We start from the raw sequence: 19467 nt of genomic DNA, 5'->3' as shown, positions 1-19467 counted from the left end.
GCCTCCCCCTTAAAGATGGCGCGGAAACTCGATCTTGGGGCAGCGGTCCTGAATGACGGTCAGCCCGGCGTCACGGGCGCGCTGTGCCGCCGCATCGTCACGCACACCGATCTGGGTCCAGATCACACTCAGATCGGGCAGATGGGCCATCGCCTGTTCGACGATGCCCGCCACCGCATCCGAGCGGCGGAAAACATCCACCATCTGCACACCGGCATCCGCCGGAATCGCGGCCAGATCGGTATAAACGGTTTCATTCAGGATCGTGCCGCCCGCATGGCCCGGATTCACCGGAATGACCCGGATGCCCTGCGATTGCAGGTAACGCGCCACGCCCCACGACGGGCGGTCTGTATTGGGCGAAAGCCCGACAACGGCGACAACTTTTACCTGCCGCGCGATCTGCGCGATCATGGCATCTTCGTCGGATGTATCTTGCGGATGCAAAAGGATTGCACCTGTCATCGTCACCTCGTCCCAAAGTCCGGCCAATCTGACATAGAAAAAGCGCCCGGTCCATAAGGCCGGGCGCAAGTCGCGGAACGAGGGACAGTGATCCGAACACGACCGTTCCGGGGTCATGTTCAGTCAAGGAAATGGTTATCCGACGGACAAAGTTCCAGAGCCGTCGCGAAAACGTGAATTTCTGTCGTGGCAGGGACCGGGCCTGAACCTAGTGCCCCGTGGCCGCGAAATGGCGGCGGGCATCGTTCAGCACATCGCGCGGCGTGCTCATCAGCGTATGCCGGGCCGAATCAGAGCGGGTCAGATACAGCCGATCCCCGATAACGACGAAAAAGCGCGGATCGCCCTTTTCCTCGCGCCCGTCGGACAGGGCGACGGGGCACAGCCCGTCAAAGCCCGGCACATAGGCGCGCGGGTTCGATTCAAAGGCCAGCCGGTGCTGATCGTTGGCGAACAGCCACAGGTTGCCCTTCCACATGGTGTGAATATCGGCCCGCCCCGGCACCGCCCGGCCCTGATCCTGAAACCCGACCGGATCATACCCCTCTAACGCCCAATCCTGCGCGGCGGCAGCACCGGCAAGGCAGGTGGTCACGGCGGAAAAGGCAAAGGCAAGGGCGGGTCGGGAAATCGGTCGGGGCATGGCTGCGGCTTGGCTGGCTGGGGTGGACATCTATCTGGCAGCAGCCAGGCAGATTCTCAACGCATGGCTGCATGGTTTCGCGCAATAGTGAAAGAGCGTGTCCCGCCTGCCTCAGTCTTGCACCTCAGTCTTGCGTCGCAGCATAGAGCGAAATCGCCGCCGCATTCGACACGTTCAGCGACCCGAAATCGGCAGCAAAGGGGATGCGCACCACATGATCGCACAGCGACAGCGTGCGCGCCCGCATCCCCGGCCCCTCGGACCCCAGAACCAGACAGATCGCCCGCCCCGGCAGATCGGCCAGCACCTGCGGCAAGGTTGCAGCCCCGGTGCCATCAAGGCCGATCAGAATAAACCCCATCTCGCGCAGCGAAATCAGCGCATCGGCCAGATTGGGCACGCGCAGATAAGGCTGTCGTTCCAACGCGCCCGATGCCGTCTTGGCCAAGGCCCCGGTTTCGGGCGCGGAATGGCGGGCCGGCGCGATAACAGCGCGGGCGCCAAAGACTTCGGCACTGCGCAGAATGGCACCGACATTATGCGGATCGCTGACCCGGTCCAGCGCCACGATCAGCGGCCGGGGCGCGCCGGGAACATTACGCAGCGCCACTTCGGAAATGCTGCCCCAACGCAGCGGTTTGACCTCGATCGCAGCGCCCTGATGCACACTTTCATCGGCAATCGGCACGGTCTTGGTGAAAACACGCGGATCGACGATCTCGGGTTCAATGCCGCCGGTATCGCCCAGCCGGTCTGCGGCGTTGCGTGTCAACACCAGCCGCAGCTTGTCCCGCGCCGGATTGGCCAGCGCATCGCGCACCGCATGAAGCCCGAACAGCCAGATCGTCTCAGCCGCCGCCGCGCGCCGCGCGCGTTCCTTGTCGATCACCCATGCAGGCTTACGCGCGCCACCCCTGTTGTCAGCCATCGGCTTTCCTTTCCTTCTGCCCGGCTGTTGTGCGGCGGATCGGCAGGTGATGGCAAGGGCAACGCGCAATCCCAAAGCCCGCGCCGACGTCACAGACAGCCCCCCAAGATGCGTATTTGAACAAACAGGAAGCAGCCCAAACCCTGCCCTGCGGCCAGCCACGCCAGCCCATAGCAGGCGACGCCCCGGCTTCCTGTTTGCCTAAATACGCACCTTGGGGCACTTGGCCCGACGCCCCCGGTGTTGCGCTGGACTGTCGGGCCGCTTCACGCTAGGCCACGGCCATGGAACACGCAAAGCCTCCACTGACCCTGTATCTGGCCGCGCCGCGCGGATTTTGCGCCGGAGTGGACCGGGCGATCAAGATCGTTGAACTGGCGCTGCAAAAATGGGGGGCGCCCGTCTTTGTCCGGCATGAAATCGTGCATAATAAATATGTCGTCGATTCCCTGCGCGAAAAGGGCGCCGTCTTTGTCGAGGATCTGGACGAATGCCCCGATGACCGTCCGGTGATTTTTTCTGCCCATGGGGTGCCGAAATCCGTTCCGGCCGAGGCACGGCGGCGCGATATGGTATTCGTCGATGCCACCTGCCCGCTGGTCTCCAAAGTGCATGTCGAGGCGGAACGCCACCACGCCGAGGGGCTGCAAATGGTGATGATCGGCCATGAGGGCCACCCCGAAGTTCTGGGCACCATGGGGCAGCTACCCGAAGGCGAGGTTATTCTGGTGGAAACCGTGGCTGATGTGGCCACGATCACGCCGCGCGATCCGGCGCGGCTGGCCTATATCACGCAGACCACGCTTTCGGTTGATGACACCGCCGAAATCGTTGCCGCCTTGCAGGCGCGCTTTCCGGGGATCATCGGCCCCGCGAAAGAGGACATCTGCTATGCCACCACCAACCGTCAGGCCGCCGTCAAGGCGATTGCCGGGCAGATTGATGCGCTGCTGGTGATCGGGGCGCCGAATTCCAGCAACTCGAAACGTCTGGTCGAGGTGGGGCGCGCGGCGGGTTGCGCCTATTCACAACTGGTGATGCGCGCCGATGCCATCGACTGGCGCGCCATCGCGGGCGCGCGTGCGGTCGGTGTGACCGCCGGGGCCAGCGCGCCCGAAGTGTTGGTGAACGAGGTGATCGACGCTTTCCGTGATCGCTATGACCTGACTGTTGAAATCGTGGAAACCGCGCAAGAGCGGGTGGAATTCAAGGTGCCTCGGGTTCTGCGCGAAGCGTTGTAACCGGGGGCGCTTCGCCCCCCGGACCCCCAGAGGATATTTTCAAACGAAAGACGAGGCGGGATCATGCGGCTGTATTCGATGCCTTCTTCTGGAAACAGCTATAAGGTGCGGCTTTTGCTGGCTTTGCTGGGACAGCGGGCCGAGATTGTGGATATTGGGGATTCCTCGGTCGAGATGGAAGCGGTCAAAAAGGCGGATGCTTTGCCTTTTGGCAAGGCTCCGGTGCTGGAACTGGATGACGGGCGGCGGTTGGCGGAATCGAATGCGATCCTGTGCTGGCTGGCGGAGGGCAGCGATTTTGTGCCTGCCGATCCCTTTGACCGCGCGCAGATGCTGTCATGGATGTTTTGGGAGCAGAACCAGCATGAAGGCGTGATTGCCGTTCGAGCGGCACTGAATTTCTATCCGTCAAAGGCTCATCTGGCGACGCCGGAACGCTTGGCCGAATTGCTGGAACGCGGCCACGCCCTGCTGGCACTGATGGAGTCGCGGCTGGCTGTGCATGATTGGCTGGTCGGGAATGCCGTCTCGCTGGCCGATGTTTGTCTTTATGCTTATACGCATACGGCGGGCGAGCGGGGCGGTTTCGAGATGGCCCGCTTTCCCGGTATAGGCCGTTGGTTGGACCGGGTGGCCGCGTTGCCGGGCTATGTGAGGTTGGATGCCTGATCTTTTCGCATGGACCGATGGCGCGTGCAGTGGCAATCCCGGCCCCGGTGGTTGGGGGGTTCTGATGCGCGCCATGGATGGCGATCGCATCGTGAAAGAGCGCGAGTTGCAGGGCGGCGAGCCGGACACCACCAACAACCGGATGGAGTTGATGGCCGCGATTTCCGCGCTTGAGGCACTGACGCGGCCTGCCAGCATCGTCATCACCACCGACAGCGCCTATGTCAAAAACGGCGTCACCCAGTGGATTCACGGATGGAAGCGCAACGGCTGGCGCACCGCTGACAAAAAGCCGGTGAAGAATGTCGAGCTGTGGCAGCGGCTGGATACGGCGCAGGCGCGGCATCAGGTGGAATGGCGCTGGATCAAGGGCCATGCCGGGCACGCCGAAAACGAACGCGCCGACGAACTGGCCCGCGCCGGGATGGAGCCGTTCAAGTGACGCTGGCCGCACTGATTCTGGCGCTGGATTATACCTCGGCGCTGATCTTTGCGCTAACCGGGGCGCTGGTGGCCAGCCGCAAGCAACTGGACCTGACCGGGTTCGTCTTTATGGCGGCGCTGACGGCTGTCGGGGGCGGGACGCTGCGCGATCTGCTGCTGGATCGCGCGCCGCTGGTCTGGGTGGCGCGGCCCTCGCTGATCGTGATGGCGGCTCTGGCGGCGGCGGCAGTGTTCTGGACGGCGCATCTGCTGGAAAGCCGGGCGCGCGCCTTGCTGTGGCTGGATGCCTTTGCGCTGGCCATCGCGGTGCCCGCCGGAGTGGGTGTCGCGTTGGGGGTTGGCGTGTCGCCGGTGATCGTGGTGCTGATGGGGATCGCCACCGGCACCTTTGGCGGGCTGATGCGCGATGTGGTCGGCAACGAAGTCCCGATGATCTTTCGTCAGGGCGAGCTGTATATCACGGCGGCATTTGGCGGTGCGCTGACGGCGGTGCTGCTGGTGTGGCTGGGCCTGCCGCAGCCCGCCGCCTTGCTGGCCTGCGCGGCGGTCGTGCTGGCGCTGCGGATTGGCAGCATGGTGTGGGGCTGGGCCTTGCCGCTGTATCGTCCGCGCCCGCCGCGTCAGCCCTAGGCCGGGGTCCAGACCGCCATTTCCGTGCCGCCCGGTTCGCGGAACTGAAACCGCCGCCCGCCGGGAAAATCGAAAATCTCGCGCGTGATTTTGGCCCCGGCGGCGGTGATGTGGTCATAGGCCGCCTGAAGATCGTCGGTTTTCAGGATAATCAGCGGCGCCGAGGCGGCGGCGCGTTCGACCCCTCCGCCAATGCCTGCGCCCTGAATATCGCGGTAATCCGGGCCGTAATCGACGAAATCCCAGCCAAAGGCGCGGGCCATGAAACCTTGCGTCGCCTCCAGGTCGGGGCTGTAGAACTCGACGTAATCCATCTGCAAAAGCGTCGTCATGCGGTGTCCTTTCATCGCAGCACGGGTGGCCCCGGCGCGCGGTCGCGCAGATCCTGCACCCCCATGCGCAAACCGGCCCCGATGCGATGGGCCAGGGCCGACCATGCGGCGGCCGGTTCAGGTGGCAGCGTGCGGCGCAAGGTTTCGTCGAACAGCGCCAGCCATGGGGTAAAATGCTCGGCGCGCACATCCCCCGCCGCCATGTGAACACGCATCGGATTGCCGTCATAGCCGCGCTGGAACAGGATGGCATTGCGCCAGAATGCGGCGATTCTGGCCTCGTGTTCGGGCCAGTCGTGAACGTGGCGGCTGAACACCGGGCCAAGCACCTCGTGCCGGCGGATCGCGGCATAGAACACCGCCACAACGCGGTCGATCTGTTCGGGCGAGATGTCAAAGCGCGGCGGGATCATGGCCCGAACATGGGCCATGTCTATCCGCCGGGCAAGAGGCGGCGCGATTTGCCGCAGGACGATCAGTTCCCGATGGGGGTGTAAACCACCTCGGGTTGCCAATCGGCGGGGGCCTGATCGTAGATCGACCAGAATACATCCGCCACTGGTCCGGCATCACGCCCCTGTGCGTTAACGAAACCTTTCACCACCAGCGCAGCGACATGCACGCCATGGGCGCGAAAATCGTCGAACAATGCCGCGGCAATCGCATGGATTCCCGCCTTGCCGATGCTCAGCGACACATAGTCGGGATGCGGACTCAAACCAAAGCCACCGCCGGTCAGCAGGATCGTGCCCGAACCACGCGCCTTCATCGCCGGGGCGGCGGCATGGATCGCGGCCAGCGCGCCGCCAATATTCACGGCCAGATCGGCGTTGAAACTGTCCAGCGGCTGTTCGGTCACGCTGCCCTTGCGGATACGGGCGGCGTTATAGTGCAGCACGTCGATGCCGCCCTGCGTCTCGACCGCGTGGATCAGCGCCGCAACGGCCTGTGGATCTGTCGCATCCAGCACATGCGTTTCAACCGCCCCGCCCGTTTGTTCCGCCAGTTCGGCCAGACGATCCGCATTGCGCGCGGCCAGCACGACGCGAAAGCCCTGCGCCGCGAATTTTTGCGCCGTGGCAAGGCTCATGCCCGGACCGGCACCGATGACGAGATAGGTCTTCATAATGCTCTCCTGTCGATTGTGTGGAACGGATATAGACCCTATGATCGGACAGATAATCCCGGCACCAAGCATTTGACTGATGCAGAAAAGTCCGCAATCTTTTGACGAAATCACCGCTTTTGCCGCCGTGGCCGATCAGGGCAGTTTCGTCGCGGCAGCGCGGGCAATCGGGGTTGATGCCTCGCTGATATCGCGCCGGGTGCGGCGGCTTGAGGAACGCCTGCGCACCCGTCTTTTGGCACGCACCACGCGGCGGGTTGCCCTGACCGAGGCGGGGGCGCGCTATCACCTGCGGGTGCGCAATCTGCTGGAACAACTGGACGCCGCCGGGCGCGAGGCCGCCGATCTGGCCGCCGCGCCGCAAGGCGTGCTGCGCGTCTCGGCCCCGCAGAGCTTTGGCATGGTGGCTGTTGCACCGCTGCTGGCGGATTTTATCGCCCGCTGGCCCGACATCCGGCTGGATCTGAGCCTGTCGAACCGCCGCGTCGATCTGTTGGCCGACGGCTATGACCTGGCCATCCGCATGGGGCAACCGCAAGACAGTTCGCTGACCATGCGAAAGCTGGGGGAATACCGCGACATTCTGGTTGCCGCACCCGCCTATATCGCCGCGCGGGGAATGCCGGATCATCCGCGCGACCTGACGAACCATGCCTGCCTTGGCTTTACCGGCAATGCCTTCTGGCCCGAGTGGTCGCTGACTGACGGGCGGCAGATCCATGATCTGCGCCCGCAGGGGCCACTGGTCTGCGACAGCTCGGACGCGCTGCTGACCGCTGCGCTGGACGGCGCGGGTATTCTGCTGGCGACCGACTGGCTGGCGCAGCCTGCGCTGATCTCGGGGCGGATGGTGCGGGTGCTGCCCGACTGGCAGGGCCGAACCGAAGGCGCCATTCATGCGCTGATGCCGCCGGGGCGCATGATCCCCGCCAAGGTGCAGGTGTTTCTGGACGCTCTGACCGCCCGCCTGCTATCCTGTCCGCACCGGTCGCAGCCCACCCGGCCAAAACAGGAGCCATCATGTCCCATTACACCGACGATCTGACTCAGCTTGGTCAGGCCACTCCTCTGCCGCAATCGCCTGACGAGGCGGTTCTGGAACGTGTGCCCAACCCGCAGGCCGGGCAAGTGTATCTGGTGCGCTTTACCCAGCCCGAGTTCACCAGCCTGTGCCCGATGACCGGCCAGCCGGATTTCGCGCATCTGGTGATCGACTATCTGCCCGGCGACTGGCTGGTGGAATCCAAGTCGTTGAAACTGTTTCTGGGCAGCTTTCGCAATCATGGCGCGTTTCACGAAGATTGCACCGTGTCTATCGGCCGCCGTCTGGCCGATCTGCTGTCGCCGCAATGGCTGCGCATCGGCGGCTATTGGTATCCGCGCGGCGGGATGCCGATTGACGTGTTCTGGCAGACCGGCACCGTGCCGCAAGGGGTGTGGGTCCCCGATCAGGGCGTGCCCGGCTATCGCGGCCGGGGCTGAGGTCGCGGCGGGGTCGGCACGGCCCCGCTGCCTGCGCCGCAAACGGAAAACAGCCGCCGTTTGCGCAGGAATGTGCCCTTGCGGCGGTGGCAGCGCGTTTTTATACAGGCGGGCATGTTCTGGACGGGCCGGATTGACCGAATTATCCGCCCGGCGGCAAGGGGTTTCCTTACCGCCGGGATCATGCTTGCCTGCCACGTTTGACCAAGGATTCCGCCCCGATGAGCGACCAGACCCCCGATTATCGCAGCACCGTTTTTCTGCCCGAAACCGATTTCCCCATGCGCGCCGGATTGCCCGCGCGCGAACCCGAATGGCTGGACCGTTGGGACAGGCTGGGCATTTACGACCAGCTGCGCGCGCAAGGCGGAGACCGCGCGCCGTTCATTCTGCACGATGGCCCCCCCTATGCGAACGGCAACCTGCATATCGGCCACGCGCTGAACAAGGTGCTGAAGGATTTCATCGTCCGCAGCCAGCAGATGATGGGCCGCGATGCGCGCTATGTGCCCGGCTGGGATTGCCACGGCCTGCCGATCGAATGGAAAATCGAGGAACAGTATCGCGCCAAGGGGCAGGACAAGGACGCCGTTGATCCCATCGACTTCCGCCAGGAATGCCGCCGCTTTGCCGAACATTGGGTCGGCGTCCAGCGGGCCGAGTTTCAGCGCCTTGGCGTCACCGGCAAATGGGACGATCCCTACCTGACCATGAACTATCACGCCGAAGCGGTCATCGCGGGCGAGTTCATGAAGCTGCTGATGAACGGCAGCCTGTATCAGGGGTCCAAGCCGGTGATGTGGTCGCCGGTCGAAAAGACCGCACTGGCCGAGGCCGAGGTCGAATATCACGACCACACCAGCCATCAGGTCTGGGTGCGGTTCCGCCCGGTTGACGGCGGGCTGGACGGCGGGTCTGTGGTGATCTGGACCACGACCCCTTGGACCATTCCGCAGAACCGTGCCGTCGCCTATGGGCCGGGCATCGCCTATGGTCTGTATGAGGTGGGCGAGACGGCGGAAAACGCCACCGCTCAACCGGGCGAGCGTCTGGTTCTGGCCGATGCGCTGGCCGAGGGCGTGATGGCCTCGGCCAAGGTCACGGCCTTTACCCGGCTGCGCGATGTGTCGGCGGACGAGCTGGCCGGGCTGATCCTCGCCCACCCCTATCGCGGCATTGAGGGCGGCGCGGGCGAGTGGGATTACGACGTTCCCATGCTGCCCGGCGATCATGTGACCGAGGATGCGGGCACCGGCTTTGTCCACACCGCGCCCAGCCACGGCGACGATGACTATCTGCTGGGTCAGGCGCATGGCCTGCCGATGACCTATAACGTCGAACCCGATGGCAGCTATCGCGCCGATCTGCCGCTGTTCGGCGGGCAATTGATCGTTCAGCCGGACGGCAAGGAAGGCCCGGGCAATGTCAGCAATATCAAGGCCCTGCACGGGGCGGGCGCGCTGCTGGCCAAGGGCAGGCTGAAACATTCCTATCCGCATAGCTGGCGGTCCAAGGCACCGCTGATCTATCGCAACACGCCGCAATGGTTCGCCGCCATCGACAAGCCTCTGGCCGATGGCATGGACGAATATGGCGACACGATCCGCGCCCGCGCGCTGACCAGCATCGACAAGCTGGTGACATGGACACCGCAGACCGGGCGCAACCGCATCTTTTCCATGGTCGAGGGGCGGCCCGACTGGAACCTGTCGCGCCAGCGGCTGTGGGGCGTGCCGCTGACCTGCTTTGTGCGCAAGGGGGTCAAGCCGACCGACGACGACTTTCTGCTGCGCGACGACCGGGTGAACGCCCGCATCATTCAGGCGTTCGAGGCGGGCGGCGCGGATGTCTGGTATCAGGACGGCTTCAAGGCGCGGATGCTGGACGGGATCGTGAACCCCGACGACTATGAACAGGTCATGGACGTGCTGGACGTGTGGTTCGACAGCGGATCGACCCACGCCTTTGTGCTGCGCGACCGGGCCGATGGCACGCCCGATGGCATCGCCGATCTGTATCTGGAAGGCACCGACCAGCATCGCGGCTGGTTCCAGTCTTCGCTGCTGCAAGCCTGCGCCACGCGCGGGCGCGCGCCCTATCGCGGGGTGCTGACGCATGGGTTCACGCTGGACGAAAAGGGCATGAAAATGTCCAAATCGTTGGGCAATACCGTGCTGCCCGCCGATGTGGTCAAGGAATACGGTGCCGATATTCTGCGCCTGTGGGTGGCGCAGGTCGATTACACGGCCGACAGCCGCATCGGCAAGGAAATCCTGAAAGGCACCGCCGACGCCTATCGCCGCCTGCGCAACACGCTGCGGTTCCTGCTGGGTGCGCTGGCCGGGTTCGACGAATCCGAACGTGTCGCCCCCGCCGAGATGCCGGAACTGGAACAATGGGTTCTGCACCGGCTGGCCGGATTGGATCACGCCGTCCGGCGCGGCTATGACAGCTATGATTTTCAGGGCGTTTTCCAGACGCTGTTCCAGTTCTGCACGCTGGACCTGTCGGCCTTTTACTTCGACATCCGCAAGGATGCGCTGTATTGCGACGGTCCCGACAGCGCGCGGCGACGGGCGGTGCGGACGGTGCTGGACATCCTGTTCCATCGGCTGGTGACATGGCTGGCCCCGATCCTGCCGTTCACGATGGAAGACGTCTGGCTGGCCCGCTTTCCGTCCCAAGACGACAGCGTTCACCTGCACGATTTCCCCACCACCCCCGCCGACTGGCTGAACGAGCCGCTGGCCGCCAAATGGGAACTGGTGCGCCGTGCCCGCCGCGTGGTGACGGCGGCGCTGGAAATCAAGCGCAGCGACAAGGTGATCGGCGCCAGCCTCGAAGCCGCCCCGGTCGTGCATATCCGCGACGAGGCCACGCTGGCGGCGCTGAAGTCGGTGAATTTCCACGACATCTGCATCACCTCGGGCATTCACCTGACCGACGATCCCCTGCCCGCCGAGGCGTTCCGCCTGCCGGAAATCCCCGGCATCGGCGTGGTCTTTGAAACGGCTGATGGCGAAAAATGTCAGCGGTGCTGGAAAATCCTGCCGGATGTGGGAACCCACGCCCACCCCGGCACCTGCGCCCGCTGTAATCAGGTTCTGGGCTGACACGATCCGGCGCGCCGCAAACGTGGCGCGCCGCGATGCGGCCTCAGGCCCCTGCCCCTGCCCTTGCCTCGGTCACACCAGCCACCAGCCCGCGTTCTTGATCCGGTGCCGCAGGGGTTGTTCCCGGCTGGGCAGCGGCGCGCCCTGAAACATGCTGCGCACCTTTTCGCGGCCTTTGCCCTGATAGATCAGCTTTTTCGCCGGTTCCCAATCGCGCAGCAGCTTTTTGATGCGGTTGGGTGCGACGGCCCGTTCCAGCGCATCGACCGCCGCATCGCTTTCGCGGGCGTATAACAGCGGCAGGTTGCGGTAATGGCAGGTCACGTCGCCATCCAGCCCGGCCAGTTCCGGGCCGGGGCGTCCGCCCCCGAACGAGTGGACAACCAGCGGCAGCACGATCTGATCCAGCCACGGGTCCAGCGACTGACAGGCCAGCGCATCGCCCGGATCGTTGCGCACCGCCAAGGCCCAATCCAGAAACCGCTGCCCGAACCGAGCCGGATCGGCACCAAAGAACCAGCCGGCGTTGAAATAGAGAAACCGCTCCCAGTGATCCGCCGGCTGACGGGTATCCAGCGAACTGTCGAATTCCAGCCCGAAACGATCATACAGAGACCGCCAGATCGCCGCGTAATCCGGGCCATACAGCGGCGGTTCCGGCCATGTGCCCTCGCGCCGCATCGAGGCGGCGGGGCGGTCGAAATCGAACGGCACCTGATCCAGCGCGCCCATAACCAGCGTGTCGGTATCCAGAAACAGAAACGGCTGATCGGCGGGCAAGGCCGACAGCGCCTCGATCTTGTTGCCAAAGGGATAGGCGGCGCCGAAATGATGCGCGGTAAAGGGCACGATCTCGGCCCCCATGTCGGTCAGCGCATCGCGGATCGGATCGCTGATGGCGGTGTCATGCCCGGCCCATGCACCCTGAGGCAACGGCTCGGCCAGAATCAGGCGGCCCTGCCAATCGGGCGCATTGGCGCGCAGCGAGGCCGTCAGAATCAGCGATTCAAACGCCAGCCGTCCGTGCTGCACCACCGCCAGAATATTGAACATATCCGCTCTTTCCTGTTGCCGCATTCAGGTTGGACCCTGCGCCTGAACCTGCTCTCTGCTTGGATTTAGCGCAGGCTCATGTCAACCTGCCGCCACGCCAAGAGGGAACCCCGGATGCACATCACAGTCAAACGCCTGCTGTCCACCTGCGCCATGGGCGCGCTGATTTGTCCGGCCCTGCCGATGATGGCGGCAGCGCAGCCAGCCCTCCAGCCGCAGCCGGTGATTTCTGCGGCGGATATTGGCGCGGGTCTGCTGCGGATCGTGGTCACTTATGCCCGGATGGTTGCCGATGTGCGCTATGGCGCGCTGGAAGCCGATGCCGCGCGCGGGGCGCTGACGATCCGCGATCTGCATATCGGCCCCGTCGTGAACAATGCCAATTGCGACATTTCCGTGGATCGCATCAGCCTGACCGGGCTGTCGTTCTGGGGCGGCGACGATCTGGCGATGCGCGCCGATGCCGCCGGGGTCAGCATCGCCAACAACTGCTTTGGCCCGAATGCGATCATGATTTCCGCCTTTACCGGGCAGAGCCAGATCAACCTGTCGCATCTGTCGGCAGACATCCGGCAAGGCAGCGGCAGCGGGGCCTATGCCGCCGACATCGTGATGATCGCCCCCGACCTTGCCCGGATCGAGGCCTCCGCCGATTTCGACTATCTGGCGCTGACCGCCCCCTCGCTGCTGCGCGATATGGTCGGCGAGGTGCAACCCCCATCGCAGCAGGACGCCGGGCTGCGCGGCACGCTGCGATCGGCGCATCTGACCGTGCAGGACAACGGGTTGTGGCAGCGCGTGCAGCCGATGCTGCCGCCCCATGCCACATCCCCTGCCGCGCTGGATCAGATGGTGACAGCCGCCCCCGGCACCGCCCGGCACGAAATGGAACAGGGGTTTGTCGCCGCGCTGAAAAGCTTTGTCGCGCAGCCGGGCCAGATCACCGCAGAGATCCGCCCCGATCAGCCGGTCAGCTTTGACACGACCCTGTGGCAAACGTCTGATATGGCCGCCGACCTGTTCCGCCCGCGCTTTTCCAACACAGCGCCGGTGCCGCCCCTTGCGCTGATGGCCGCGCCCGATGCGGGCGACGCGCGCGCCACCGGGCTGGCCCTGGCGCGGGGTCAGGGCCTGCCGCAGAACACCGCGCGCGCCATTGATCTGCTGACCCCGCTGGCCAACGACGACCCCGAGGTGGCGCTGGTTCTGGCCGATCTGCGGCTGGCCTCCGACCCGGCGGCGGCCTATGCGCTGGCGCAAAGCGCGGCGCAGGCGGGGCAAGCCGGGGCCTTGGCCATGCTGGACCGGATCGAGTCGCATCTGCCCATGGCCGACCTGCTGGCCGCGCAACCCGCCGTGGACAGCGCCCTGCCCGATGACACCTTTGCCTCGATCACGGCGCTGCGCGACGCGGCACTGGCCTATGAGCAAGGCAGCGGCGTGCCGCGCGGCTATCTGATGGCATGGCGGCTGGCCGCGCTGGCCGGGGCTGCGGGCGATGGGACCGCACAGGGGCTGATGGCGCGGCTGGACACCCGCTTTGGCAGTGATCCCGACTGGCGTCCAGCCCGCGACCGCGCGGCAGATCAGGCACTGACCGACTGGCAGAGCCGCGCGCTGGCAACCCATCTGGCCGGGCAGTAACCGCGCCGGGGCGGCAAATCAGCCGGTGGCAATGGACGCAATCCATGCCGCCGGCACATCAGCCGCAATTGACACCACAGCGCGCGCATATGCCGCAGGGTGATGCCAATAAAGGCCACCATAGAACCGGAATGAAAATGGAAATGGTGGGCGACCCTGGAATCGAACCAGGCATGGGTCTCCCCGGCGGAGTTACAGTCCGCTGCCGCACCTTGCAGCACGTCGCCCCCGATGTGATCGACTGGTGTCGAACGCCTCGGCGTGGGGGGGTGATTAGCCCCCGGCGTCGGGGGCGTCAAGCAGATTTCGCCCCCGATTTTATCCGATCACGCCTCGGGCGCGGCATTCTCGCGCGGGGGGCGGCCGATGATGTCGCGCAGCGCGTCCAGTTCGATGAAGTTATCCGCCTGACGGCGCAATTCATCGGCGATCATCGGCGGCTGGCTGCGGATGGTGGACACGACCGAAACCCGCAGGCCCTGCCGCTGCAACGCCTCGACCAGCGGGCGGAAATCGCCGTCGCCGGAAAACAGCACGGCGTGATCCAGACGCGGGGCCAGCTCCATCGCATCGACGCACAGCTCGATGTCCATGTTGCCCTTGATTTTGCGGCGGCCCATGGCGTCAGTGTATTCCTTGGCCGGCTTTGTCACCAGACAATAACCGTTGTAGTTCAGCCAATCGACCAGCGGGCGGATGGGCGAATATTCCTCGCCCTCCAGCAGCGCGGTGTAGTAATAGGCGCGGATCAGCTTGCCCCGGCGTTCGAATTCTTGTCGCAGCAGCTTGTAGTCGATGTCAAAGCCCAGTGCCTTGGCGGCGGCATAGAGGTTCGATCCGTCAATAAACAGTGCAAGCCTGTCGTCTTTGTAGAACATTCGTTTTTGGCCTTCGTTTTTGCTGCGTGCTGGGTGAAACTGACTGCTCGGCTACAAATTCATATCGGCCGGACGGTCAGGGCAGACAATTGAAGCAATCATCACAAATCCTGCTTGCGCTTGGCGCGAATCTGCCGTCCCGGGCGGGCGATCCTGCACAGACACTGCGAACCGCGCTGGCGATCATGCACGCGCAGCCAGAAGTTTCAATCCGTGCAATCAGTCACTTTTGGGCAACTCCTGCACATCCCGCAGGAAGTGGGCCAGAGTTTTGCAATGCAGCCGCGATTCTGACCTGCGCCATGACGCCGCACCAATTGCTTGCGCGACTGCACGATACCGAAGCGCGGCTGGATCGTCAGCGGCAAGGGCGGTGGACGGCGCGCACCGCCGATCTGGATCTGATCGGCTGGAACGGGCTGGTTTTGCCTGATGCGCAGACTCAGGACGAATGGCGCGCCCTGCCCCCGGACCGCCAGCAGGCCGAAACGCCCGGCGAACTGATCCTGCCGCATCCGCGGATGCAGGACCGGGGATTCGTGCTGCTGCCGCTGGCCGAAATCGCGCCCGGCTGGCGGCATCCGCGCACCGGGCAGACAGTGGCGCAGATGCTGGCGGCGCTGCCGCCGCAGGCGCTGCAAGGCATGGTCCGGGCTTGACATTTGCTGCGCAGGCCATCAGTTATGCGTTTTCGCCCCGGATGTGCGATTCGCAAACAATAGGTGATTCATGGCCCGCGTAACCGTCGAGGATTGCGTTGACAAGGTTCCGAACCGGTTCGATCTGGTGATGCTTGCATCGCATCGTGCGCGCGAAATTGCCGCAGGTGCAACGCTGACCCTGGACCGCGACAACGACAAGAACCCGGTGGTCGCCCTGCGCGAAATCGCCGAAGAAACGCAGCCCGTCGATGACCTGCGCGAACGGATGATCGAATCCAGCCAGACCCAGATCGAGGTGGACGAACCGGAAGAGGACGCGATGGCCCTGCTGCTTGGCGCGGAAATCGACCGTCCCAAGCCCGCCGATGAAGAATCCGAGGAACGGATGCTGCGCATGATGCTGGAAGCGAACCAGCGCGACTAACGCCAGAATGGGATCTTCGGCGGCAATGATGGATGTCGAAGACCTGATTGTTCTGGTGCGCAATTATAACCCGCGCTCGAATCAGGAACTGATCCGCGCTGCTTATGATTACGGCCAGCGAATGCACGAAGGTCAGGTTCGCCACTCGGGCGAGCCTTACTTTACCCATCCCGTTGCCGTCGCCGCGATTCTGACCGAAATGCGGCTGGATGACGCCACCATCGTCACCGCCCTGCTGCATGACACGATCGAGGACACCCGATCCACCTGGGAAGAGGTGCGGGAATTGTTCGGGCGCGATATTGCCGATCTGGTCGATGGCGTCACCAAGCTGACCAACCTGCAATTGTCAGGCGCACAGTCCAAACAGGCCGAAAATTTTCGCAAACTGTTCATGGCCATGTCGCGCGATCTGCGCGTTATTCTGGTCAAGCTGGCCGACCGGCTGCACAACATGCGCACCATCCGGTCGATGCGCCCCGACAAACAGTTGCAAAAAGCGCGTGAAACCATGGACATCTACGCCCCGCTGGCCGGGCGCATGGGGATGCAATGGATGCGCGAGGAACTGGAAGACCTTGCCTTCAAGGTCATCAACCCCGAGGCGCGAAACTCGATCATCCGCCGCTTTGTCAGCCTGCAAAAGGAATCGGGCGATGTGATCGGCCAGATCACCGCCGACATCCGCAGCGAACTGGAACGCGAAGGCATCGACGCCGATGTTTACGGCCGCGCGAAAAAGCCGTTCTCGGTCTGGCGCAAGATGCAGGAAAAACAATTGGCGTTCAGCCGGTTATCCGACATCTACGGGTTTCGGATCATCACCCGGTCGGAAACGGATTGTTACCGCGCGCTTGGCATCATCCACCATCGCTGGCGCGCGGTGCCGGGGCGGTTCAAGGATTACATCAGCCAGCCCAAGGTCAACGGCTATCGTTCGATCCACACCACTGTATCGGGGCGCGACGGCAAGCGGGTCGAGGTTCAGATCCGCACCCGCCAGATGCACGAAGTGGCCGAGGCGGGCGTGGCCGCACATTGGGCCTATCGCGACGGCGTGCGCACGCAGAACCCCTTTGCCGTCGATCCGGCGGAATGGATCGCCACCCTGACCGAACGCTTTGGCGAGGAAAACCACGACGAATTTCTGGAACACGTCAAACTTGAGATGTATTCCGATCAGGTCTTCTGCTTTACGCCGCTTGGCGACGTGATCCAGTTGCCGCGCGGGGCAACCCCGATCGACTTTGCCTATGCGATCCACACCCGTCTGGGCAATTCCTGCGTTGGCGCCAAGGTTGACGGCATCCGCGTGCCGCTGTGGACGCGGCTGAAAAACGGCCAGTCGGTCGAGGTGATCGCCGCAGCCGGTCAGCGACCGCAGGCGACATGGCTGGACATCGTGGTGACGGGCCGCGCCAAGGCCGCGATCCGCCGCTCGCTGCGCGAGGAAGACCGTGGCCGCTTTATCCGCCTTGGCGCCGAACTGGCGCGGGTGGGCTTTGAACATGTCGGGCGCCGCGTCACCGACAAGGCGCTGCGCACCGCCGCGCGGCAGATGGGCCTGCCGAACGGCGACGAACTGCTGGCCCGGATCGGCAGCGCCGAAGTCTCGGTGCAGGCGGTGCTGTCCACGCTGTATCCCGAACTGGCCCAACGCCAGGACGAGGTGGACGCCCGCCGCCCCTTTGCCGGGCTAGAGGCCGACACCAGCTTTCAGCGTGCGCCCTGCTGCAACCCGCTGCCGGGGGAACGAATCGTCGGCATCACCTATCGCGGCAAGGGGGTGGTGATCCACGCCATCGACTGCCCGGTTCTGGCCGAATACGAGGACAGCCCCGACCGCTGGGTCGATCTGCGCTGGCGCGAGGGGCACCACCCCGCCGCCTATTCCACCGTGCTTAACCTGACGATCCGCCACGACGCCGGCGTTCTGGGGCGCATCTGCACGCTGATCGGCACGCAGGGGGCGAATATTTCCGACCTCGAATTCGTGAACCGCAAGCCCGACTTTTATCGCCTGCGCATCGAGGTCGCCCTGCGCGACCGCGAACATCTGCACAATCTGCTGACAGCCCTTGAGGCCGAAAGCGATGTGGCGCAGGTTGCAAGGGTGCGCGACCCGGACCGCAAACCCTGACCGCCGGGCCGGGCCGCCGTGTAACAAGTCCAGGGGGGCGCTTTGTTCAAACGCCGCAAACCGCGCAGCTACAGCCAGATGGCATCGGATATTGTCTATCCGCGCGGCGGCTGGCGGCGGGCTGCCACCTATGTCCTGCACCGCGTCCGCCGCCTGCCCGACCAGCCGCACCGCATCGGGCGCGGGGTGGCGGCGGGGGTGTTCATTTCGTTCACGCCGCTGTTCGGCCTGCATTTTCTTGCCTCGGCGCTGATTGCCTGGCTGATCCGGGGCAATATTCTGGCCGCGCTGCTGGCCACCTTTGTCGGCAATCCGATCACCTTTCCCTTTATCGCGGCGGTGTCGCTGACCCTGGGCCGCTGGATGCTGGGCCTGCCCGGCCAGCTTAGCCCTCAGCGCATTTTCGGCGAGTTCTCACGCGCGACCGCGCAGCTTTGGCACAATTTTCTGGCCCTGTTCACCGAGGCCACGGCGCATTGGGATCATCTGGCGCATTTTTCCGAGCAGGTGTTCCTGCCCTATCTGATCGGCGGCCTTGGCCCCGGCCTGATCGCGGCCGTAACCTGTCATTACCTGACCGTGCCGGTGATCCGCGCCTATCACAACCGCCGCGTCCGCAAGATGGAGGCCCGCATCGCCAGGGCACGGGCCGAGGCCGCCAGGCTGCACGAACAGCCCCCCGCCCCCCCGCGCGATCAATAGCCGCGCGCCCGGTCCACCAGATACAGCGGCACCTGCCCCGCCATCACCCGGCGCAGGTTTTCGGCCACCACCCCCGCCGCCGTCGCAGGCCGGGTTTCAGCCGCGATATGCGGGGTGACGAACACCTGCGGATGCGCCCAGAACGGATGGTCCGGCGGCAGCGGTTCGGCCCGAAACACGTCCAGCACGGCGCGGCCGACCTGCCCCGTATCCAGCGCAGACAACAGCGCATCGTCGTCGATCAGCGTGCCGCGGCCCGGATTGATGACCCACGCCCCGCGCGGCAGCATCGCCAGCCGCGCAGCATTCAGCAGATCGCGGGTGTCGGGCGTATCGGGCAAAAGGCAGATCAGCACCTCGGCCCGCGCCAGCGCGTCGGGCAGGCCCTCTGCCCCGGCAAATTCCGCCCCGCGCCCGGATGCCGACCAGCCCGCCACATCAAAGCCGATGCCGCGCAGCATGGCGGCCACCGCGCTGCCCAGTTCGCCCATGCCCAGCACGGTGACGCGGCGATCAGCGGCCAGAGGCGGCACCTGCCCGCCCCGCCAGACGCCATCCTGCACACAGGCGTCCATATGCAGATGCGCCCGCATCACCCAGCCGGTGCAATATTCCGCCATTCCCTGCCGCAACCCCGGATCGACCATCCGCGCCAGCGGCTGCGTCAGCGTCGGGTTGCCGATGATGCGTTCGACCCCGGCCCACAGGCTCTGGACCAGTCGCGCATTCGTATAGGGCGCGAAGTCGGTCAGCCCGCCCGGCGCATAGATGATGGCGTCGAACGTGTCGGGCGGGCCATCGCGGCGCAGGTCCATATCCGGGCAGGCCGCGTGCAGGGCGGGTGCCCATGCGGGCCAGTATGCATCGGGGGCGGAAAACAGAACGCGCATG

General features: G+C 64.7%; 21 protein-coding genes and 1 tRNA gene. 12 read left to right on the top strand and 10 right to left on the bottom strand.

Annotated elements, in window-relative coordinates; translation table 11 throughout:
- Positions 1 to 9: 9 nt before the first annotated feature.
- The 3 genes from Q4G14_RS08030 to Q4G14_RS08020 form a co-directional block, all read right to left on the bottom strand.
- On the bottom strand, positions 10 to 582 hold the full coding sequence (locus Q4G14_RS08030) for a CoA-binding protein (protein WP_368661340.1): 573 nt from the start codon (positions 580 to 582) through the stop codon (positions 10 to 12).
- Between the two features lie 91 nt (positions 583 to 673).
- On the bottom strand, positions 674 to 1138 hold the full coding sequence (locus Q4G14_RS08025) for a YHS domain-containing (seleno)protein (protein WP_303361217.1): 465 nt from the start codon (positions 1136 to 1138) through the stop codon (positions 674 to 676).
- 94 nt (positions 1139 to 1232) lie between these two features.
- Positions 1233 to 2036: an RNA methyltransferase gene (locus Q4G14_RS08020; protein ID WP_303361216.1), complete on the bottom strand. Its 804-nt coding sequence runs from the start codon at positions 2034 to 2036 to the stop codon at positions 1233 to 1235.
- A gap of 284 nt (positions 2037 to 2320) precedes the next feature.
- Here Q4G14_RS08020 and ispH point away from each other — a divergent pair, with 284 nt between their 5' ends.
- The 4 genes from ispH to Q4G14_RS08000 all read left to right on the top strand — a co-directional run bounded on the left by ispH (position 2321) and on the right by Q4G14_RS08000 (position 5020).
- Complete coding sequence (gene ispH, locus Q4G14_RS08015) at positions 2321 to 3277, top strand: 4-hydroxy-3-methylbut-2-enyl diphosphate reductase (RefSeq protein ID WP_303361215.1); 957 nt, start codon at positions 2321 to 2323, stop codon at positions 3275 to 3277.
- 63 nt (positions 3278 to 3340) lie between these two features.
- Positions 3341 to 3946: a glutathione S-transferase family protein gene (locus tag Q4G14_RS08010; protein ID WP_303361214.1), complete on the top strand. Its 606-nt coding sequence runs from the start codon at positions 3341 to 3343 to the stop codon at positions 3944 to 3946.
- A complete protein-coding gene (gene rnhA / locus Q4G14_RS08005; protein WP_303361213.1) occupies positions 3939 to 4388 on the top strand; it encodes a ribonuclease HI in 450 nt (149 codons plus the stop codon). The genes Q4G14_RS08010 and rnhA overlap by 8 nt, the downstream gene beginning before the upstream one ends.
- A 2-nt stretch (positions 4389 to 4390) precedes the next feature.
- Positions 4391 to 5020, top strand: a complete 630-nt coding sequence (locus Q4G14_RS08000; RefSeq protein ID WP_303361275.1) for a trimeric intracellular cation channel family protein — start codon at positions 4391 to 4393, stop codon at positions 5018 to 5020.
- On the opposite strand, the gene Q4G14_RS07995 is transcribed toward Q4G14_RS08000, so the two are convergent.
- The 3 genes from Q4G14_RS07995 to Q4G14_RS07985 are packed head-to-tail and all read right to left on the bottom strand — an operon-like array spanning position 5017 to position 6478.
- Entirely contained in the window at positions 5017 to 5352 is a 336-nt protein-coding gene (locus Q4G14_RS07995) for a VOC family protein (RefSeq protein ID WP_303361212.1), read from the bottom strand. The genes Q4G14_RS08000 and Q4G14_RS07995 overlap by 4 nt on opposite strands.
- A gap of 11 nt (positions 5353 to 5363) precedes the next feature.
- A complete protein-coding gene (locus tag Q4G14_RS07990; RefSeq protein WP_303361211.1) occupies positions 5364 to 5783 on the bottom strand; it encodes a group III truncated hemoglobin in 420 nt (139 codons plus the stop codon).
- 44 nt (positions 5784 to 5827) lie between these two features.
- Positions 5828 to 6478, bottom strand: a complete 651-nt coding sequence (locus Q4G14_RS07985; RefSeq protein ID WP_303361210.1) for an SDR family oxidoreductase — start codon at positions 6476 to 6478, stop codon at positions 5828 to 5830.
- A 79-nt stretch (positions 6479 to 6557) separates the two neighbouring features.
- Here Q4G14_RS07985 and Q4G14_RS07980 point away from each other — a divergent pair, with 79 nt between their 5' ends.
- From Q4G14_RS07980 to ileS, 3 genes are all read left to right on the top strand, one after another.
- The gene (locus tag Q4G14_RS07980; protein WP_303361209.1) at positions 6558 to 7523 is read left to right on the top strand and encodes a LysR family transcriptional regulator; all 966 of its coding nucleotides are present in this window, start codon (positions 6558 to 6560) and stop codon (positions 7521 to 7523) included.
- Positions 7499 to 7960, top strand: coding sequence for a preQ(1) synthase (gene queF / locus Q4G14_RS07975; protein WP_303361208.1), 462 nt, complete (start codon positions 7499 to 7501; stop codon positions 7958 to 7960). The genes Q4G14_RS07980 and queF overlap by 25 nt, the downstream gene beginning before the upstream one ends.
- 221 nt (positions 7961 to 8181) lie before the next feature.
- Entirely contained in the window at positions 8182 to 11073 is a 2892-nt protein-coding gene (gene ileS, locus Q4G14_RS07970) for an isoleucine--tRNA ligase (RefSeq protein WP_303361207.1), read from the top strand.
- Positions 11074 to 11145: 72 nt separating this feature from the next.
- On the opposite strand, the gene Q4G14_RS07965 is transcribed toward ileS, so the two are convergent.
- Positions 11146 to 12126 (bottom strand): hypothetical protein, encoded by a 981-nt coding sequence (locus Q4G14_RS07965; RefSeq protein WP_303361206.1) that lies wholly within the window; start codon positions 12124 to 12126, stop codon positions 11146 to 11148.
- A gap of 114 nt (positions 12127 to 12240) precedes the next feature.
- Between Q4G14_RS07965 and Q4G14_RS07960 the strand changes: the two genes are divergently transcribed.
- A complete protein-coding gene (locus tag Q4G14_RS07960; RefSeq protein ID WP_303361205.1) occupies positions 12241 to 13770 on the top strand; it encodes a hypothetical protein in 1530 nt (509 codons plus the stop codon).
- Positions 13771 to 13914: 144 nt separating this feature from the next.
- Here Q4G14_RS07960 and Q4G14_RS07955 read toward each other — a convergent pair.
- A tRNA-Tyr gene (locus Q4G14_RS07955) sits at positions 13915 to 13998 on the bottom strand.
- Between the two features lie 98 nt (positions 13999 to 14096).
- Positions 14097 to 14648 carry an NYN domain-containing protein gene (locus Q4G14_RS07950; protein ID WP_303361204.1) on the bottom strand — a complete coding sequence of 184 codons (552 nt, stop codon included), beginning with the start codon at positions 14646 to 14648 and terminating at the stop codon, positions 14097 to 14099.
- Between Q4G14_RS07950 and folK the strand changes: the two genes are divergently transcribed.
- The 4 genes from folK to Q4G14_RS07930 all read left to right on the top strand — a co-directional run bounded on the left by folK (position 14621) and on the right by Q4G14_RS07930 (position 18576).
- Positions 14621 to 15307, top strand: a complete 687-nt coding sequence (gene folK / locus Q4G14_RS07945; protein WP_368661339.1) for a 2-amino-4-hydroxy-6-hydroxymethyldihydropteridine diphosphokinase — start codon at positions 14621 to 14623, stop codon at positions 15305 to 15307. The two genes, Q4G14_RS07950 and folK, sit on opposite strands and share 28 nt — an antisense overlap.
- A gap of 70 nt (positions 15308 to 15377) precedes the next feature.
- On the top strand, positions 15378 to 15734 hold the full coding sequence (gene rpoZ, locus Q4G14_RS07940; RefSeq protein ID WP_303361203.1) for a DNA-directed RNA polymerase subunit omega: 357 nt from the start codon (positions 15378 to 15380) through the stop codon (positions 15732 to 15734).
- 25 nt (positions 15735 to 15759) lie between these two features.
- A complete protein-coding gene (locus Q4G14_RS07935; protein WP_303361202.1) occupies positions 15760 to 17874 on the top strand; it encodes a bifunctional (p)ppGpp synthetase/guanosine-3',5'-bis(diphosphate) 3'-pyrophosphohydrolase in 2115 nt (704 codons plus the stop codon).
- Positions 17875 to 17952: 78 nt separating this feature from the next.
- Complete coding sequence (locus tag Q4G14_RS07930; RefSeq protein ID WP_303361201.1) at positions 17953 to 18576, top strand: DUF2062 domain-containing protein; 624 nt, start codon at positions 17953 to 17955, stop codon at positions 18574 to 18576.
- On the opposite strand, the gene Q4G14_RS07925 is transcribed toward Q4G14_RS07930, so the two are convergent.
- A complete protein-coding gene (locus Q4G14_RS07925) occupies positions 18570 to 19466 on the bottom strand; it encodes a glyoxylate/hydroxypyruvate reductase A (RefSeq protein WP_303361200.1) in 897 nt (298 codons plus the stop codon). The genes Q4G14_RS07930 and Q4G14_RS07925 overlap by 7 nt on opposite strands.
- Position 19467 lies beyond the last annotated feature (1 nt).

Source organism: Paracoccus sp. (in: a-proteobacteria), from assembly GCF_030538755.1.
GTDB lineage: Bacteria > Pseudomonadota > Alphaproteobacteria > Rhodobacterales > Rhodobacteraceae > Paracoccus.
The sequence above is the reverse complement of the archived record's forward strand: the minus strand, read 5'-3'. Positions and strand labels throughout refer to the sequence as shown.

Excerpts from the sequence above, each read along its gene's own strand:
- Q4G14_RS07995 (WP_303361212.1), bottom strand. The coding sequence starts at position 5,352 with ATGACGACGCTTTTGCAGATGGATTACGTCGAGTTCTACAGCCCCGAC.
- Q4G14_RS08025 (WP_303361217.1), bottom strand. The coding sequence starts at position 1,138 with ATGTCCACCCCAGCCAGCCAAGCCGCAGCCATGCCCCGACCGATTTCC.
- Q4G14_RS08030 (WP_368661340.1), bottom strand. The coding sequence starts at position 582 with ATGACCCCGGAACGGTCGTGTTCGGATCACTGTCCCTCGTTCCGCGAC.
- queF (WP_303361208.1), top strand. The coding sequence starts at position 7,499 with ATGTCCCATTACACCGACGATCTGACTCAGCTTGGTCAGGCCACTCCT.
- Q4G14_RS07930 (WP_303361201.1), top strand. The coding sequence starts at position 17,953 with ATGGCATCGGATATTGTCTATCCGCGCGGCGGCTGGCGGCGGGCTGCC.
- ileS (WP_303361207.1), top strand. The coding sequence starts at position 8,182 with ATGAGCGACCAGACCCCCGATTATCGCAGCACCGTTTTTCTGCCCGAA.
- Q4G14_RS07935 (WP_303361202.1), top strand. The coding sequence starts at position 15,760 with ATGATGGATGTCGAAGACCTGATTGTTCTGGTGCGCAATTATAACCCG.
- Q4G14_RS07950 (WP_303361204.1), bottom strand. The coding sequence starts at position 14,648 with ATGTTCTACAAAGACGACAGGCTTGCACTGTTTATTGACGGATCGAAC.
- Q4G14_RS07925 (WP_303361200.1), bottom strand. The coding sequence starts at position 19,466 with ATGCGCGTTCTGTTTTCCGCCCCCGATGCATACTGGCCCGCATGGGCA.
- Q4G14_RS07985 (WP_303361210.1), bottom strand. The coding sequence starts at position 6,478 with ATGAAGACCTATCTCGTCATCGGTGCCGGTCCGGGCATGAGCCTTGCC.
- Q4G14_RS07990 (WP_303361211.1), bottom strand. The coding sequence starts at position 5,783 with ATGGCCCATGTTCGGGCCATGATCCCGCCGCGCTTTGACATCTCGCCC.
- rpoZ (WP_303361203.1), top strand. The coding sequence starts at position 15,378 with ATGGCCCGCGTAACCGTCGAGGATTGCGTTGACAAGGTTCCGAACCGG.
- rnhA (WP_303361213.1), top strand. The coding sequence starts at position 3,939 with ATGCCTGATCTTTTCGCATGGACCGATGGCGCGTGCAGTGGCAATCCC.
- Q4G14_RS07980 (WP_303361209.1), top strand. The coding sequence starts at position 6,558 with ATGCAGAAAAGTCCGCAATCTTTTGACGAAATCACCGCTTTTGCCGCC.
- Q4G14_RS07965 (WP_303361206.1), bottom strand. The coding sequence starts at position 12,126 with ATGTTCAATATTCTGGCGGTGGTGCAGCACGGACGGCTGGCGTTTGAA.
- Q4G14_RS07960 (WP_303361205.1), top strand. The coding sequence starts at position 12,241 with ATGCACATCACAGTCAAACGCCTGCTGTCCACCTGCGCCATGGGCGCG.
- Q4G14_RS08020 (WP_303361216.1), bottom strand. The coding sequence starts at position 2,036 with ATGGCTGACAACAGGGGTGGCGCGCGTAAGCCTGCATGGGTGATCGAC.
- Q4G14_RS08010 (WP_303361214.1), top strand. The coding sequence starts at position 3,341 with ATGCGGCTGTATTCGATGCCTTCTTCTGGAAACAGCTATAAGGTGCGG.
- ispH (WP_303361215.1), top strand. The coding sequence starts at position 2,321 with ATGGAACACGCAAAGCCTCCACTGACCCTGTATCTGGCCGCGCCGCGC.